The sequence below is a fragment of the Pyxidicoccus xibeiensis genome, assembly GCF_024198175.1.
Lineage (GTDB): Bacteria > Myxococcota > Myxococcia > Myxococcales > Myxococcaceae > Myxococcus > Myxococcus xibeiensis.
Genome location: NZ_JAJVKV010000001.1, coordinates 264,066 through 278,232 on the forward strand (window position 1 = coordinate 264,066; position 14,167 = coordinate 278,232).

Below are 14,167 nucleotides of genomic sequence, written 5' to 3' on the forward strand. Positions count from 1 at the left end.
ATCCAGGGGCACGCCCACCCGCCTACCCAGCGCCCGGCGGCCTCGCTCACGCCGGCCCTCACGACGCCCTACCCTTGAAGGGATTTTGGAGGTAAGGGGCGCCCCCCCATGCGTGCCTGCGGACTCGACTTCGGAACCAGCAACACCGCCGCGGCGCTGCCCGACGGCACGGTGCTGCCCTTGCAGCCCCACACCCAGGAGCCCCGGCTCTTCCGCTCCGTCCTCTTCTTCCCGGAAGACGAGCAGGAAATCTTCGCGGGCGCCGACGCCATCCAGCGCTACCTCGAGGACAACACCGGACGCTTCATCCAGTCCGTGAAGTCCTTCCTCCACTCCAGCTCCTTCCGCGCCACCCAGGTGAAGGGGCGCACGTACACCATCGAGGAGCTGGTGGCCGTGCTGCTGCGCCGCGTGCGCGACGCGGCCGGCGCCCGGATGGGCGGGCCCCCGGACGCCGTCGTCCTGGGCCGCCCCGCCGTCTTCACCCCGGACCCGGAGGCGGACGCCCTGGCCCAGCAGCGCCTGCTGCGCGCCGCCGAGCTCGCCGGCTTCAAGCAGGTGCAGTTCCTCATCGAGCCCATCGCCGCCGCGCTCGCGTACGAGGCCCAGCTCACGAAGGACGAGCTCGTGCTCGTCGCGGACTTCGGCGCCGGCACCACCGACCTCACCCTCATGCGCCTGGGCCCCTCGCGCCGCGGCAACAGCGACCGGCGACCGGACGTGGTGGGCTCCACCGGCGTGCGCATCGGCGGTGACCGCTTCGACGCGGAAATCATGCGCCACAAGCTGCTGCCCCGCTTCGGCGCCGGCTCCACGTACCGGGTGCGCGGCTTCAGCGACAAGCGGCTGCCCATCCCCCAGCACGTCATGGCCAAGCTGCTGTCCTGGCACGAGATGTCCTTCATCCGCGAGAAGTCCACGCAGGAGCTGATGGAGACGATGCTTGAGACGAGCGACCGCAAGGCCGAAATCGAGGCCCTCTACGACCTCGTCATGGACAACCTGGGCTACCGCCTCTTCCGCGCCATCGAAGCGGCCAAGGTGCGCCTGTCCCGCGAGGACGTGGCCACGGTGGACTTCGACGAGGCGCGCATCCAGCTCCACGAGCCCATCACCCGCGCCGAGTTCGAGGCCTTCAGCAAGCCGCTGCTGGACGAGCTGGAACAGTGCACCGAGGGCCTGCTCTCCCGCCACCCCGAGGCGAAGGACATCGACGCGGTGTTCCTCACCGGCGGCTCGTCGCAGATTCCCGCGGTACGCCAGCTCTACGTGACGCGCTTCGGCGAGGCGCGCGTGCGCACGGCGGATGCCTTCACCTCCGTGGCCGAGGGCCTCGGGCGTGCGGCTGCCCACCTGGGCTCCTGAAGAGGAAGCAGCTTGGGCGAGTAGGGGTGGACCCATTAGGCCCCTTTCGCCCCTTGCGTCATCCTGTCCTCAAAAGGGAGGGCCGTCGCGCATGCTCGCGCGGCGGCGGACACAACCACATGGCAGGAGAGATTCTGGGCGCCTACGTCAAGGCGGTGATGAGCTCCATGCTCAGCTCCACCGCGACGCTGCTGTTCCCTCAGCACCGCAAGCGCATCGACGAGATGCAGAACGACGTGTGGTACCCGCTGGACGAGTACGTGCAGATGGTCAACGACCTGCACGCGAAGCTGGGCGACGCCACCATGACGGCCCTGGGCCAGGCGTCCATCACCAAGACGTTCCAGCTCACGAAGGCCGCCGGTCTGGACACCCTGGACAAGGTCTTCAAGGACTTCAGCGTGACGTCGAAGGACGTCGTGCGGAACGGACCTCCCGGAGACGTCGTCCACACCGTGTCCTTCACGAAGGACACGGTGGTGCTGGAGAGCGAGACGCGCCTGCCGCCCTCGCTGCTGATTGGCTACTTCCGCGGGCTGATGTTCGGCTTCGGGAAGGTCGTCACCAACGAGAGCGTCGAGCGCAAGGGCAGCCACGTGCGCTTCACGCTGAAGTACCTGTAGCGCCGCGGGGGCCTACGGGCCCACGTCCACGGAGCGACTGAGCCAGCCCACTCCGTCGCGTCCGTCGCGCGCCACCACCCAGAGGGTGACGCGCTGGGGAGTGCCCGGCGTCTCGTACTTCGACGTCGGGTTTCCCGGCCGGCCGTCCACCGACTCCAGCGAGCGGAACTCCTTCACCTCGCCGTCGCCGGTGGCGAACCAGCTGTAGAAGACCTGCTCCGTGCGCGGGCCCTCCTGCGTCGTGTACGTCTCCGCGCTGCCCTCCGCGAGCACCGGCTGGAGCGTCACCTCCCGCCCCGCCGGCAGCGGACCGGCCAGCGATGCGCCCTCCCAGAGGACGTCCGCCACCGCCGGGTTCTGGTTGGGCGCCGTCGTGGACCGCAGCGTCACGCGGCGCACGCCCCGCTCGGTGCCCTCGGGCGTGCCCGTGCCGTCCGTGGCCTCGTAGCCGACGAAGAGGGGGATGCCCGCCTCCAGCGCCGCGCGCACCGCCGGGTCGTTCAGGTCCGGTGTCCCGCCGCCACCACCGGGGTTGCCCGCCTGCAGGGCCTCCGTCAGCACCGCCTGCACCTCCGGGTCCAGCAGCGACAGCACGCCGTCCACCAGCGGCACGTCGGTGTCCCCGGGGCAGCGGCCGTCATACGGGTTGCCCCGGACGCGGCACAGCGCGTAGCGGACGGTGACGGGCCGGTCGTCCGCCGACACCGCGAGCGCGTTGAATGCCACCGGCTCGGGCAGCGTGGCGCCAGCGGGGTCCAGCACCACCTCGGCGGGCTGGGCCTGGATGGCCAGCACGCGCACGCGGCGGATTTCACTCTGCAGCTCGAAGTCGGTGCCGCACGCGGCCAGCAGCAGGGCCAGGGAGGCCAGGACGGACGTGCGCATGCTCAGAAGCTCCCCTTCGCGCCGAGGACCGGGAGGATGGGCAGGCCCTCGAAGAAGGCGCTCTCGGTGTAGTTGTAGTTGTAGGCGATGCCCTCCACCGCCGGGTTGTTGTACGCGTTCGTCAGGTCCAGGTAGACGTTGAGGGCCCACTTGTCGAAGATGAAGTTCTTGTCCACGCGGATGTCCAGCTGGTTGAAGGACGGCAGCCGCCGCGAGTTCACCGCCGCGTACAGGGGGATGAAGACGTCCGAGCCGTCGTCGCGCACCGAGCCGATGACGGGCGTGTTGGGGTTGCCCGAGGCGAAGCGCATGCGCGCGCCCACCTCCCAGCCCGCCGGCAGCTTGTAGGACGCAATCGCCGTCAGCACGTGCGTCTGGTCGTTGTCGAACAGGCGCCAGCCCGACTCCGGCGTGTCCCGGCGCTCGCTGCGGCTGAGCGTGTAGGAAATCCAGCCGAAGAGCCGGTCCGTCAGCGCGCGGCGCACCAGCACCTCCAGGCCGTAGATGCGGCCCACGCCGCCGTTCTTCAGCCGCTCCGGCACCTGCTCCCCGTCGCGCTCCACCGTGGCGTTCGAGCGGGTGATGAGGCCATCCAGGTCGTTGTAGAAGACCTCGCCGCTGACGAACCACTCCGGCCGCACCTGCCACTCCGCGCCCAGGCCGTACTGGAGCGAGCGCTTCGCCCGCAGGTCCGGGTTGCCGAAGCCCACGCTCGGCTCGTCCTGGACGGGAGGGCCGTGGTAGACGCCCGCGCCGCCCTTGAGCGTCAGCGCCTCCGTGAGCGCATAGCGCACCGCCAGGCGCGGGTTGAGCGTCCGCCGGGGGCGGGTCTGCTCCGTGAAGATGTAGCTCTCGGCGCGCACGCCCGGCACCACCAGCAGGCCCTTCACGGGACGCCAGCGCAGCTCCGTCCACAGCGACGGGAAGTACTGGAGGAAGTCCCCGTCCGTGTCGAGAATCTCCTCGGTGACGGTGGGGTTGGGCGGCTCGCCCTCGCGGGGCGGGGACTGGATGCGCGCGGTGACGCGCGCGAAGCTGCTCGTCACGTCCACACCGCCCGCCCAGGTGAGCGCGTCGCCGAAGGCATACTCCGCCGTGGAGCGCAGATTCACGTCCGTGGAGGCGATGCGCAGGCCGCGCTCGCCCAGGGTGAACTCGATGAGCGTGTTGCCCACCAGGGCATGGGTGTCCAGCGTGAGGGCGTCCGCGCGGTACTGGTGGCGCAGCCGCAGCTGGTTGAAGCCCGTGGTGACGTCCAGGCTGCCGTTGATGGTGGGGTCATTGGCCGTGGGCCGCTCGAACACCAGGCCCAGCCTGTCCCGCGAGGTGATGCCCTGCAGCGTGAAGGTGTGGCGGGACAGCGGCTTCCACACCAGCTTGAGCTGCGCGTCGTAGTAGCGCGGCGCCACCTGGAGGTTGGGCCCGCTGTCGCCCTCCGGCACCAGGCCCAGCACCAGGTCGATGTACGAGCGCCGGCCCGCCACCGCGAAGCCCAGCGTCTCGGTAATCGGCCCCTCGATGACGGCGTTGGACTCGATGAGGTTGACGCCCACGGTCGCGTGGAGGCGGTCCATGCGCGGCTCGCGGCTGCGCACGTTGATGACGCCGCCGGTGAGGTCGCCGAAGTAGGCGGAGAAGTTGCCGGGCAGGTAGTCCACCGCCTCCAGCAGCTCCGAGTTGTAGACGGAGGTCAGCCCGCCGAAGTGGTACAGCAGGGGAATCCGCTGGCCGTCGAGGAAGACGCCGGACTCCTGCGGGCTGGAGCCGCGGATGATGAGCTGGCCGCCGTTGAAGGCGGGCCGCGCCACGCCGGGCAGGTTCTGCACCACCTTCAGCGTGTCGCCCTGGGTGCCGGGGATGCGCTGCACCTCGGCCACCTGGAGGGTCGTCTGGGAGACTTCCTTGCGCTCGCGGTCGCTGCGCACCACCGTCTCGTACGGGCTGAAGATGCGCCGCTGCACGTAGTACGTGGCGCGCGTCTGCTGCCCCTCCGAAATCGTCTCCTTCGTACGGAAGCGGTCGTACCCGCCCACCACCACCAGCACCTCGTGCGTCCCTGTCGGCACGCCCCGGAAGGAGAAGCGCCCCTCCGCGTCCGCGACGGTGGACAGGTCCAGCTCCGGCAGGACGACCTCGGCGCCGTTGAGCGGCTTGCGCGTGCCGCGCTCCAGCGCCTGGCCGCTGAAGTTCACCGGCCCCTCGGGCGTGGCGGCGCCGCCGTCGGCGGCCTCGGGAGGCGGGGCCGGGCGGAAGACGAACTGGTAGGCGTACTGGATGCGCACCGGGGCGGGGACGTTGTCCACCTCGGCGGGGGTGAACTCGAACTGCTTCACCGCCTCCACCGCCGCCTCGTCGAAGCCGTGGCCCGCCGGCTGCGTCACCTCGACATTCGTGACGGCGCCCGTCTCCGAGATGTCGATGAACATCACCACCGTGCCCTCGAGCTGCTGGGCGGCGGCTTCCGGCGGATAGGCCGCCTCCACCTGGCGCGCGAGGACGGGCGGCTTCGTCAGGACGCCCGTGGGCACACCGGCATCCAGGGTGCCGGCGTCGTCAGGAACCTGGGCCAGGGCCCCGGTGGCGACGAGGAGACAGAGGACAGAGGCGAGAGTCTTCATGAGGGGCGCGGTCGGTATACCGCGCCCCCCCGAATGTTGCTGCTACTTGGGCGCCAGCACGATTTCGATACGACGGTTCAGGCTGCGGTTCTCCGGCGAGTCGTTCGCCGCGATGGGCTGGTACTGGCCGTAGCCCGCCGCGGACAGCGCGGTGGGGTCCACGCCGGCGTCCTGGAGCGAGCGCACCACCGCCATGGCGCGCGCCAGGCTCAGCTCCCAGTTGGTGGGGAACTGGCCGCTGCCAATCGGGACGTCGTCCGTGTGGCCCTCCACGCGGATGATCTTCCCCTGCACCGTCTTGAGGGCGTCGGCGATCTTCGCCAGCGCGTCCTCGCCCTCCTTGCCCACGCGCGCGGAGCCGGAGGCGAAGAGGATCTTGTCCTTGAGCTGCACCGTCATCTTGCCCTTGAGCTCGGAGAGCTGGATCTTCCCGTCGGAAATCTCCTGCTTGAGGCTCTGGGCGAGGTTCTCGTACTCGGAGCTCTTCTTCTCCAGCTCCTCCTTCGCCTGAGCCAGCTGCTTGGTGTTTCGCGCCAGCTCCTCGTTGAGCGCGGCCAGCTGCGCGTTCTTCTCCTCCAGCGCGCGGCGCTCGGCCGCGTTGGCCGTGAGACGGGATTCGGAGGTGTTGAGCCGCGCCGTCAGGGCCTGCTTCTCGGCCTCCAGCTCCTTGATTTTCGCCTCGGCGGCCTCACGCGCGCCCTTCTCGTCGTTGAGCCCCTTGGCGAGCTGCTCCGCCTCCAGCGTCTTGGCTTCGAACTTCCCCTTCGAGACGCACCCGGTGGAGAGCGCGACGAGAGCAGCCAGAACCAGCGGTGTCCGCATGTGTGCGTGTCCTCCCGACAGCAGTGAATGGAGGACCAGACTACCGCTCTGTCACAGGCGGGGGCGGTGAATTTTGACCCCCAAGCAACCCGGGCCGGCAGGCGGGCAGGCTGCCCTCAGCGGGGGAAGATGGGGTGGGCGTTGAGCCACACGGAGAAGAGCGCGTCGGCGAAGTGCTTGCCGGGGATGAAGGCCCCGCCGCTGGCGCCGCCGGAAATCTCCAGGCCGGTGTCGGGCACGTAGGTGATGACCAGGTCCTCGCCCTTGCGCACGTCCTTCAGCGACGACAGCAGCACGCCGAGGTTGTCGGCCATGGGCCCCTGGCGCATGTCCGGGTTCTTCTGGAGGTTGTCGCGGAGGCTGCCCACGAGCTGGTCCCGGCTGATGTTGCGCAGGAAGCGGAAGTGGAGGCGCTTGACGGAGTTGGAGGCGATGGCCTCGGACGCGTTGCGCGGCTGCTCCTCCAGGTAGAGGCTCCACACGTAGACCTTGAAGAACAGCCGCTTGTGTAGCGCCATGTGCGTGAGCGCGATGGTGCGCCCCCGCAGCGTCATCGAGTCCGGCATGTTGACGCCGCCCACCTGCTTCTGTCCCGCCTGGGCCGCGCCCGCGACGAGCATCGTGCAGAGCACGAGCCACCGCGCACTTCCCTGCCACGTCTGCTTCCTCATGCGACCGACCCCCGAACCCCCACTCCATCCGGTACCGCGTACGGTGCGCATGGACGGCCCATGCCGCCACCGCCTGAAAGCACGAGGCGTGCGGCAGTGGACGGCGGCGACAGGCGGTGAAGCGCGGCACACCTTGGGTGCCAGAAGGGTGAACACCGGAAACTGGTAACACGACAGGGCGACATTCGCGCCAACTCATCGCAACGGCACCGGCTTCGCACCCCGAAGTGCTGGCGTGGTGTTGAAAACATCCAGTGCCCCGAGGGAGAAGGCGCGCGCGGCGGTCCATGAGGCGCACTCCTCGCGCCCGAGCCGCCGCTCACCCGGGAGAAGGTATGCTTCGCACGTTGCTGGTCCTCGCCGTGGCCGTGGCCGCGGGCTGTGTCACCCAGGAGGAGCCCGCGCCCACCGCGCCGGCCCCCACGCCCACCGACAGCCGCGTCCACACGCGGCCCGACGCGGCGCCACTGAAGGAGAAGGTGTCCCAGCTCAACACCCGGCTGCGCCGGGGAGAGGCACGTCACGTCACGCCACTGCTGGCCGAGCGCGCCAGCGCCCTGGCCGCGCTGATGGACGTGGACGCGGGGGCCGCCCTCGCCCTGGCGCTGCCGGACGCGGTGCGTGGGAGCCTGGCCCGCAAGCACCCCGGCGCCGCGACGCACCTGGAGGAGCGCGGCACCTTCGAGGGCGAGCTGGAGGCCATCGTCGTGGACAGCCCGGGGCGGACGGAGGTGCGCACGGACTACTTCGTGCGAGTGAAGGGCGAGCGGCTCCAGGTGCGCTTCGCCGACGAGGCCTCGCGGGAGCTGCGCAGCGGCCTGCACGTGCGCGTGCGCGGCCTGAAGCTGGGCGCGCGGGTGGCGGCCGAGGACGCGGAGGTGGTGCCGGTGACGTCGGCGCTCTCCGCGACGTCCGCGTGCAGCAGCACGGGCGACCAGCGCACCATCGTCATCCTGGCCACCTTCCCGTTCCAGCCGCAGACGCTCACCCAGGAGCAGGTGCGCGAGGTGTTCTTCTCCACCACGCAGCGCTCGCTGACGCGCTTCTGGAGCGAGGCGTCGCAGGGCCGCACCACCGCCAGCGGCGACGTGGTGGGCTGGTACACGCTGGACCGGGCCTACTCGTGCAACGAGACGGACGCCATGCGCACCGCCGCCCTCGCCGCCGCGAATGCGGACGTGGACTTCCGCCAGTACGACCGCATCTTCATCGTCCACCCGGAGGCCACCGGCACCAACTGCTACTACGGCGGCCTGGGCACGCTGGCCTGCAACACGCAGCCCACGCCGGACGGCACCATCACCGCGTCCACGTCCTGGCTGCGCGCCGAGTACATGGCGCCCAATGACATGGGCGTGGAGCTGGTGACGCACGAGGGCGGCCACAACCTCACCCTGCACCACGCCAACACGCGCGACTTCGGCGCCGAGCCGCTGGGCCCCGTGGGCGCGGCGGGCACCCGCATCGAGTACGGCGACGTGTTCTCCACCATGGGAGACTGGAACCTGGGCCACTACTCCGCGCCGCACAAGGTGCGGCTCGGCTGGCTGGAGCCGGCGGCGCTGGCCACGGTGGACGGCACGGACGGCACCTTCACGCTGTCCCCCATCTCCGGCCCGCTGGGCAGCGGCCTGCAGGCCCTCAAGGTGCGCCGCGGCTTCCACGGTGACGGCTGGCTGTGGGTGGAGGCCCGCCGCCCGGTGGGCGACTACGACGTCACCCTGCCCGAGCAGGTGTTCGGCGGCGCCGTCATCCACTACGAGGACGCGTCCACCGGAACGGCGACGCACCTGCTGGACTTCACGCCGGAGACGGCCTCCTGGAGGGATCCGGCCTTCCTGCCGGGCAGCACCTGGACGGACCCGTACACCAACGTGCGGCTGACGGTGGACGCCTCGACGGCCGCGGGTGTCACGGTGAGCGTCCAGTACGCGCCGGTGCCGTGCGTGAGCGCGTCGCCCACGGTGGCGTTCGACACCTGGTACGACTACTCCACGCCGGGCGGGCAGGTGGAGAGCGGCGTCACCGTCACCAACAACGACACGGTGGGCTGCGCCGCGTCCACGTTCGACCTGGCGACGTCGCTGCCCTCGGGCTGGCCCACGAGCAACCTGCCCGCGAGTATCACCCTGGCGCCGGGCAAGCAGCGCTTCTTCTACTTCACCAAGCACGTGCCGGAGGGGACGCCGTACGCCACGTACACGGTGGACCTCACCGTCACTCGGGGCAGCGAGTCCATCACCGTGGACGACACGCTGGACGTGATTGCGCCGTGTGCGAGGCAGCCCATCCAGGTGTACTTCGACCGGGGCTCGCAGGTCGTCACCGCGGGAGACACCGCCGCGTTCGGCGTGACGGTCATCAACCGCGACTCACGCGCCTGCGGCTGGGGCTACTTCGAGCCCGCCTCCACGCTGCCCGCGGGGTGGACCACCGAGTACGACCAGTTCGGCTTCGACGTCGAGGCCGGCGGCTCCTTCGAGTTCACGATGTACAAGGCGGTGCCGGCGGACGCGCAGGGCACGTATGCGGTGGACGTGCAGTTGCTGCGTGAGGGCTACGAGGTGGAGGCCACCGCCACCGCGTCGGTGGAGGTGAACCCGTGCGTGCGCGCGGTGCCCACGTTCACCGCGCTGCCCGCGACGGTGGACGTGCAGCCCGGCGGCTCGGTGACGTACACGCTGACGCTCACCAACCACGACGCGGCGACGTGCGGCGCGTCCACCTACGACCTGGTGGTGGAGACGGAGCCCTGGGGTGGTGTCCTCTCCACTCCGGCGCTCACCGTCGAGCCCGGGGCCACGGCCACCGCCACGCTGACCGTCACCGCGCCCGTCAACGCCGGTGCCGGCAGCCGCTTCTTCGAGCTGAGCGTGCTGCGGGGAGGCGTGTACGTGCACGGGGCGGAGTTGGAGGCGCGAATCGCCTGCCTGCCCCGTGTGCCCACGGTGGCCTTCAGCCCGGCCGTGAGCACGGTGGAGGCGGGCAAGCCCTTCACCGTCACGATGACGGTGGGCAACGCCGACAACCGCGCGTGCGACACGGGCAGCTTCGCCGTGGGGGCCACGGTGCCGTCGGGCTGGACGTACGCCTTCTCGCAGTCGGTGCTCTCGCTGGCCCCGGGCGCGAGCGGCACGGTGAGCCTCACCGTGACACCGCCGGTGACAGCCACGGCCGGCCGCTACACGCCGAGCGCGGTCGCCGCCCACGCCGGGCTGAGCACCACCGGCACCTTCGCGGTGGACGTCACCCCGCCGCCGCTGAAGGCCACGGTGTCGGTGCCGGCCAGCACGTACAAGCGCAATGCGCTGGTGCCACTGACGACCACGGTGATGCGGGGCACGCTGTCTGCCCAGGCCAGCGTGCGCTTCACGGTCACCCGGCCGGATGGGCTCGCCGAGACGCGCACCGTGGCCACGGACTCCATGGGCAAGGCGGCGTGGAGCTACACCGCGCGCGTGCGGGGCACCCACCAGGTCACCGCCACGGCGACGGCGGGCACGGAGACGGCCACCAGCAACACGGTGGGCTTCTCGGTGCTCTGATGCCCGCACGCGAGACGCCGGGGATACGTGTCCCGGCGCCTTCGCTGTAGGCGCGGCGTCGAGGATACGTGTCCCGGCGCCTTCGCCGTAGCCGCGGCGTCGGGACACGTGCCCGGCACCTTCACCGTAGGCGCGGCGTCAGCGCTGCGGTACCGGCGCGCGGGTTCGCTCACTCTCGGAGCGCCCCCCGGTCAGGCGCGCCGCGAGCGCCTCGCGGTCTTCGAGGAACCAGAGGTGGCTGCCCCGGTTGGACTCGTAGACGAAGCTCCGGAGCGCCTTGCTGCTCTCCACATGGGCGGAGATGTCCCCCAGGATGGCGAGGCGGATGCGGTAGTTGACGAACTTCTGGACGAGCTCGCCAGCCAGGCCCGAGGCGAGCTTGAAGAACGTCTCCCCGAGGCGCTCGACGGGGATGGCGAGCAACTCTGCCCGATGCTCGAAGGCCAGGCTGATGAGGTCGGTGGGGTGCTCGACGCGCGGTCCCTCCGCCGGCAGCTCGAGGACGCGGATACCGCCGAGTTCCTGGGTGTGGAAGGTCATGAGGCTCCTTCAAGGTAGGTGTTGACGAGCTGGAGCAGCCGCGTGGTGTCGGCGAGCGGGCCGGTCAGGATGAGCTTCAAGCGCGCGCGCTCCGGGCTGTAGAGGGTGTCGACACGCAGGGGGCCCTCACCGGGGTCGCGCCCGTTGGCGGCGGCAACCACGCCGTTGGCGATGCGCATGGCAGCCTCGGGAGCGATGGCGTCGATCTCCACGATGCTGGAGACCTCCACGTGGCGGTGGCGACGCACGGGCTCGGGCGCGGAGAGGGGGTGGCCGGTGAGGGCCTCGATGGCCTCGCGGGCAATCCGGTACTGCTTGCCGATGCGCGTGGCCTTCAGCCGGCCATCACGGACGTAGGCGCGGACCGTGCGGACATGCAGGTCCAGAAGGTCCGCGACCTGCTCGGCGGTATAGAAGTCCTGGGACACGCTCCAAAAAATACCCTAAACTACCCTATCAATCCACAATGTTCTCACAAACAGGGAAGAATAGGTCGCTTTTGGGCAATCGACCTGAGCGCGTCCTCTCACGTAGAGGGAAGGTCCAGCACGGGGAGTCGCGTGGGCTTGCGGTGCTGCCGATGGTCGTAGAAGCACTCGGGCCCGAGCACCGTGATGAGCCGCTCCTCGGCGGCATCACCCTCGGGCGTCATTGCCTGGGTGGGTAGCGCGTAGGGCTGCACCAGGACGATCCCATTGCCCAGCTCCTGCCGGGAGCCTGGAGGCAGCGACAGGAGCCGGTCTCCGAACATGCGCACGAACGGAGGGCCAAAGAAGTTGCGCCACATGAGGCCGGTCAGTCCTTCGCTGGGGTCTCGCACGGTGAAGGTCTGCTCGGTGCCGAAGCCATCGGCCGAGGGAATGAACCGCTCCTTCTTCCGATTGAGGTCGTCGCTCAGTCCCGCCTGCGCCAGGGAAGAGCCCACCATTCGCATGACCTCCACCACTTGATTCAAGTGGTCATCCAGCCATCCCGACATGTCCGAATCGTCGACGGTGACGGCCCAGCTGATTTTTCCAACGAATGGGTATGCCGTTCTCCTGGAGGAGGAGATCATCAGAAAGTCTTCCCCCCTGCGGTCAGCAATGCCGATGGTGCAACGCCTGTCAAAGTCGGCAAGAAGGGCGTTGTCGTCGATATGGCCTGCCCCGTCCCCTACGAACGGACCGAAGTATTCATCCCGTGCAGGCTGGAACCAGCGATAGCTCCTGAACGCGAGATGAACGATTTCGCGCACATGCGCTCTGGACGGAGCGCCTGGAGGCAGATGAATGTTCGTTGAAACGTGAAGTGACGTCATTTCAAGACTCAAGGATACAACCGTACGGTCGCGTTTCCCGTGTCGACGAGTTCTTTGAGTTGGTTACGCAATTCCTTGGAAAGCACCGTCTGCCCTTGCTGGTGGCGAGCTGAGCGGAAGAAGACCTCAAGATGACCACCGTACTCCTGCACGTACTCAATCATCGCCTTGAGGTTACCCGTGAACGCCATCTCCGCGCGGGCCTTCACCTCGATGAAGCGGTAGGGCCTGCCCCACACCAGTTCCTCGGGATTACCCACCACCGAGTCCGGGACGAAGCCAGGATCCCTGCTTCCTGGAGGTGGCAACATCATGGCGGTATTCTTCACGTATCCACGTGACTGGAGTACCTGCGCCTCGAACTCGCCACCCCGGCCCTTGTTCTCCAGCACCGTGCGGTACATCCGCTGCCACGTCGAGTCCGGCTCAAAGACGAAGCGTGGATACTTGCCCGGATGGCGGAACTGGTAGTCCACCCACGCCTGCGACAGATGCTCGGGACTGCCTGGCACCAGCCTCACGCCCTCCGCCGTCGCGCGGGAGCCCAGGAGCGGCACGCGTGCTCCGGCCCTCACCGCTTCAGCCACCTCCGCCAGCGGCCCCTGCAGCCGCTGCGTCAGCGCGTGCAGCCACCGCAGCTCCTCGGGCGGAACCTTCTCGCCCTTCCCGGCCCTGCGCAGCAGCCGGTGCACCCGCTCTGCCTCCCCTGGCGCAAGGTGCTGCACCACCCGCTGCAGCACCTGCACCTCTCGCAGCCCGCGCCCGGTGAGCAGCGCCGCGCGCGACGTGTCCAGCGTGGCCGACAGCGCGCTGCCCGACACCACCGGCAGCAGTACCGCCACCGAGCACAGCAGCCGGTCCTCCGCGCTCAACTCGCGTCCCAGGACGCTGAGGCCCGCCACCGCCCCCACCGCGTCCGCAGACTCGCCCGCCACCGGGAGGAGCCCCACCGCCACTTCCAGCAGCAGCTCCTCGACGGGCACCGCTTCTTCGTAGGCGGGCACCCACTCCAACTGGGGAGCCGACGCGTTCCCCAGCTCCAGCGCGGTGGCCAGCGTGCTGCGCCTGGCCAGCAGGTACACCGCCACTTCCTGGGGGCTCTTGCGCGGGAAGTCCGGGTCCTGCGTGTGCGAGTACGCCCAGGCCAGCACAGCAGAGGTGAGTGCGTCCTGTGCCCCCTCGTACAGCGGACTCTCCGTCACCAGCCACTCACGCCCGGCCTTGCGGAAGTGACGCGAGGCCAGCAGCCGGCTGCGCGCCTCGGCCCACCGCCAGTACTCCTCCAGCTTCGCGTCCACGGCCCCGTCGCGCGCCTGGGCCTCACGGCTCCGCTGCACCCGCTCCACCTTGAAGCGCAGGTACACCTCCAGCGGCTCCTCGCGCGCAAGCTGCTCCTCGCCCCGGCCATGCAGCCACGCCAACAACTCCAGCAGGGCCGCTTCCCCGGCACGTCTCTCCGCTTCGGGCACCTGGGGCCGGCGCAGCGCCACCTGCTTCTCACGCACGAAGGCCATGAAGCGGCTCAGCTCGGCGCCGCCCAGGGTTCCGCCGCCGCTGCCGTCCTCTTCCAGCTCCGGCCGGGGAAACGCGGGAGGCGACGCGGAGCGGTAGCGCAGCGGAGCACTCTCCAGCCATTGCTCCAGCCTCTGCCCACCCCAGCCCTGGCACCCGGACAGCACCCACACCATCCACAGCACGCCCAGCCCGCGCGAACTCCGGCCACGCCAGTCCCGCATGGCGCACCTCCTGGTATTTCTAGAAATACCAGAAGACACTGACGCCACGGGCCAGCCACGCC

The 14,167-nt window shown here is 69.7% G+C and carries 11 protein-coding genes; 3 read left to right on the forward strand and 8 right to left on the reverse strand.

Annotated elements, in window-relative coordinates; genetic code table 11:
• Positions 1–108: 108 nt before the first annotated feature.
• Together LXT23_RS01045 and LXT23_RS01050 are read left to right on the forward strand one after the other, a co-directional pair.
• Entirely contained in the window at positions 109–1,365 is a 1,257-nt protein-coding gene (locus LXT23_RS01045; RefSeq protein ID WP_253978156.1) for an Hsp70 family protein, read from the forward strand.
• Between the two features lie 119 nt (positions 1,366–1,484).
• Positions 1,485–1,988: a hypothetical protein gene (locus tag LXT23_RS01050; RefSeq protein WP_253978157.1), complete on the forward strand. Its 504-nt coding sequence runs from the start codon at positions 1,485–1,487 to the stop codon at positions 1,986–1,988.
• A gap of 12 nt (positions 1,989–2,000) precedes the next feature.
• On the opposite strand, the gene LXT23_RS01055 is transcribed toward LXT23_RS01050, so the two are convergent.
• The 4 genes from LXT23_RS01055 to LXT23_RS01070 all read right to left on the reverse strand — a co-directional run bounded on the left by LXT23_RS01055 (position 2,001) and on the right by LXT23_RS01070 (position 6,984).
• Entirely contained in the window at positions 2,001–2,873 is an 873-nt protein-coding gene (locus tag LXT23_RS01055) for a hypothetical protein (RefSeq protein ID WP_253978158.1), read from the reverse strand.
• A gap of 2 nt (positions 2,874–2,875) precedes the next feature.
• The gene (locus LXT23_RS01060) at positions 2,876–5,491 is read right to left on the reverse strand and encodes a TonB-dependent receptor domain-containing protein (RefSeq protein ID WP_253978159.1); all 2,616 of its coding nucleotides are present in this window, start codon (positions 5,489–5,491) and stop codon (positions 2,876–2,878) included.
• A gap of 42 nt (positions 5,492–5,533) precedes the next feature.
• Entirely contained in the window at positions 5,534–6,313 is a 780-nt protein-coding gene (locus LXT23_RS01065; RefSeq protein ID WP_253978160.1) for an OmpA/MotB family protein, read from the reverse strand.
• A 116-nt stretch (positions 6,314–6,429) separates the two neighbouring features.
• Positions 6,430–6,984, reverse strand: a complete 555-nt coding sequence (locus LXT23_RS01070; RefSeq protein WP_253978161.1) for a chalcone isomerase family protein — start codon at positions 6,982–6,984, stop codon at positions 6,430–6,432.
• Positions 6,985–7,319: 335 nt separating this feature from the next.
• Here LXT23_RS01070 and LXT23_RS01075 point away from each other — a divergent pair, with 335 nt between their 5' ends.
• Complete coding sequence (locus tag LXT23_RS01075) at positions 7,320–10,529, forward strand: NEW3 domain-containing protein (protein ID WP_253978162.1); 3,210 nt, start codon at positions 7,320–7,322, stop codon at positions 10,527–10,529.
• 138 nt (positions 10,530–10,667) lie between these two features.
• Here the strand turns inward: LXT23_RS01075 and LXT23_RS01080 are convergent, their stop codons facing one another.
• The 4 genes from LXT23_RS01080 to LXT23_RS01095 all read right to left on the reverse strand — a co-directional run bounded on the left by LXT23_RS01080 (position 10,668) and on the right by LXT23_RS01095 (position 14,105).
• Positions 10,668–11,069, reverse strand: a complete 402-nt coding sequence (locus tag LXT23_RS01080; RefSeq protein ID WP_253978163.1) for a DUF4180 domain-containing protein — start codon at positions 11,067–11,069, stop codon at positions 10,668–10,670.
• Positions 11,066–11,497 carry a helix-turn-helix domain-containing protein gene (locus LXT23_RS01085; RefSeq protein WP_253978164.1) on the reverse strand — a complete coding sequence of 144 codons (432 nt, stop codon included), beginning with the start codon at positions 11,495–11,497 and terminating at the stop codon, positions 11,066–11,068. The genes LXT23_RS01080 and LXT23_RS01085 overlap by 4 nt, the downstream gene beginning before the upstream one ends.
• 98 nt (positions 11,498–11,595) lie before the next feature.
• The gene (locus LXT23_RS01090) at positions 11,596–11,997 is read right to left on the reverse strand and encodes a hypothetical protein (RefSeq protein WP_253978165.1); all 402 of its coding nucleotides are present in this window, start codon (positions 11,995–11,997) and stop codon (positions 11,596–11,598) included.
• A 380-nt stretch (positions 11,998–12,377) separates the two neighbouring features.
• Complete coding sequence (locus LXT23_RS01095) at positions 12,378–14,105, reverse strand: hypothetical protein (protein WP_253978166.1); 1,728 nt, start codon at positions 14,103–14,105, stop codon at positions 12,378–12,380.
• Between the last annotated feature and the right edge of the window lie 62 nt (positions 14,106–14,167).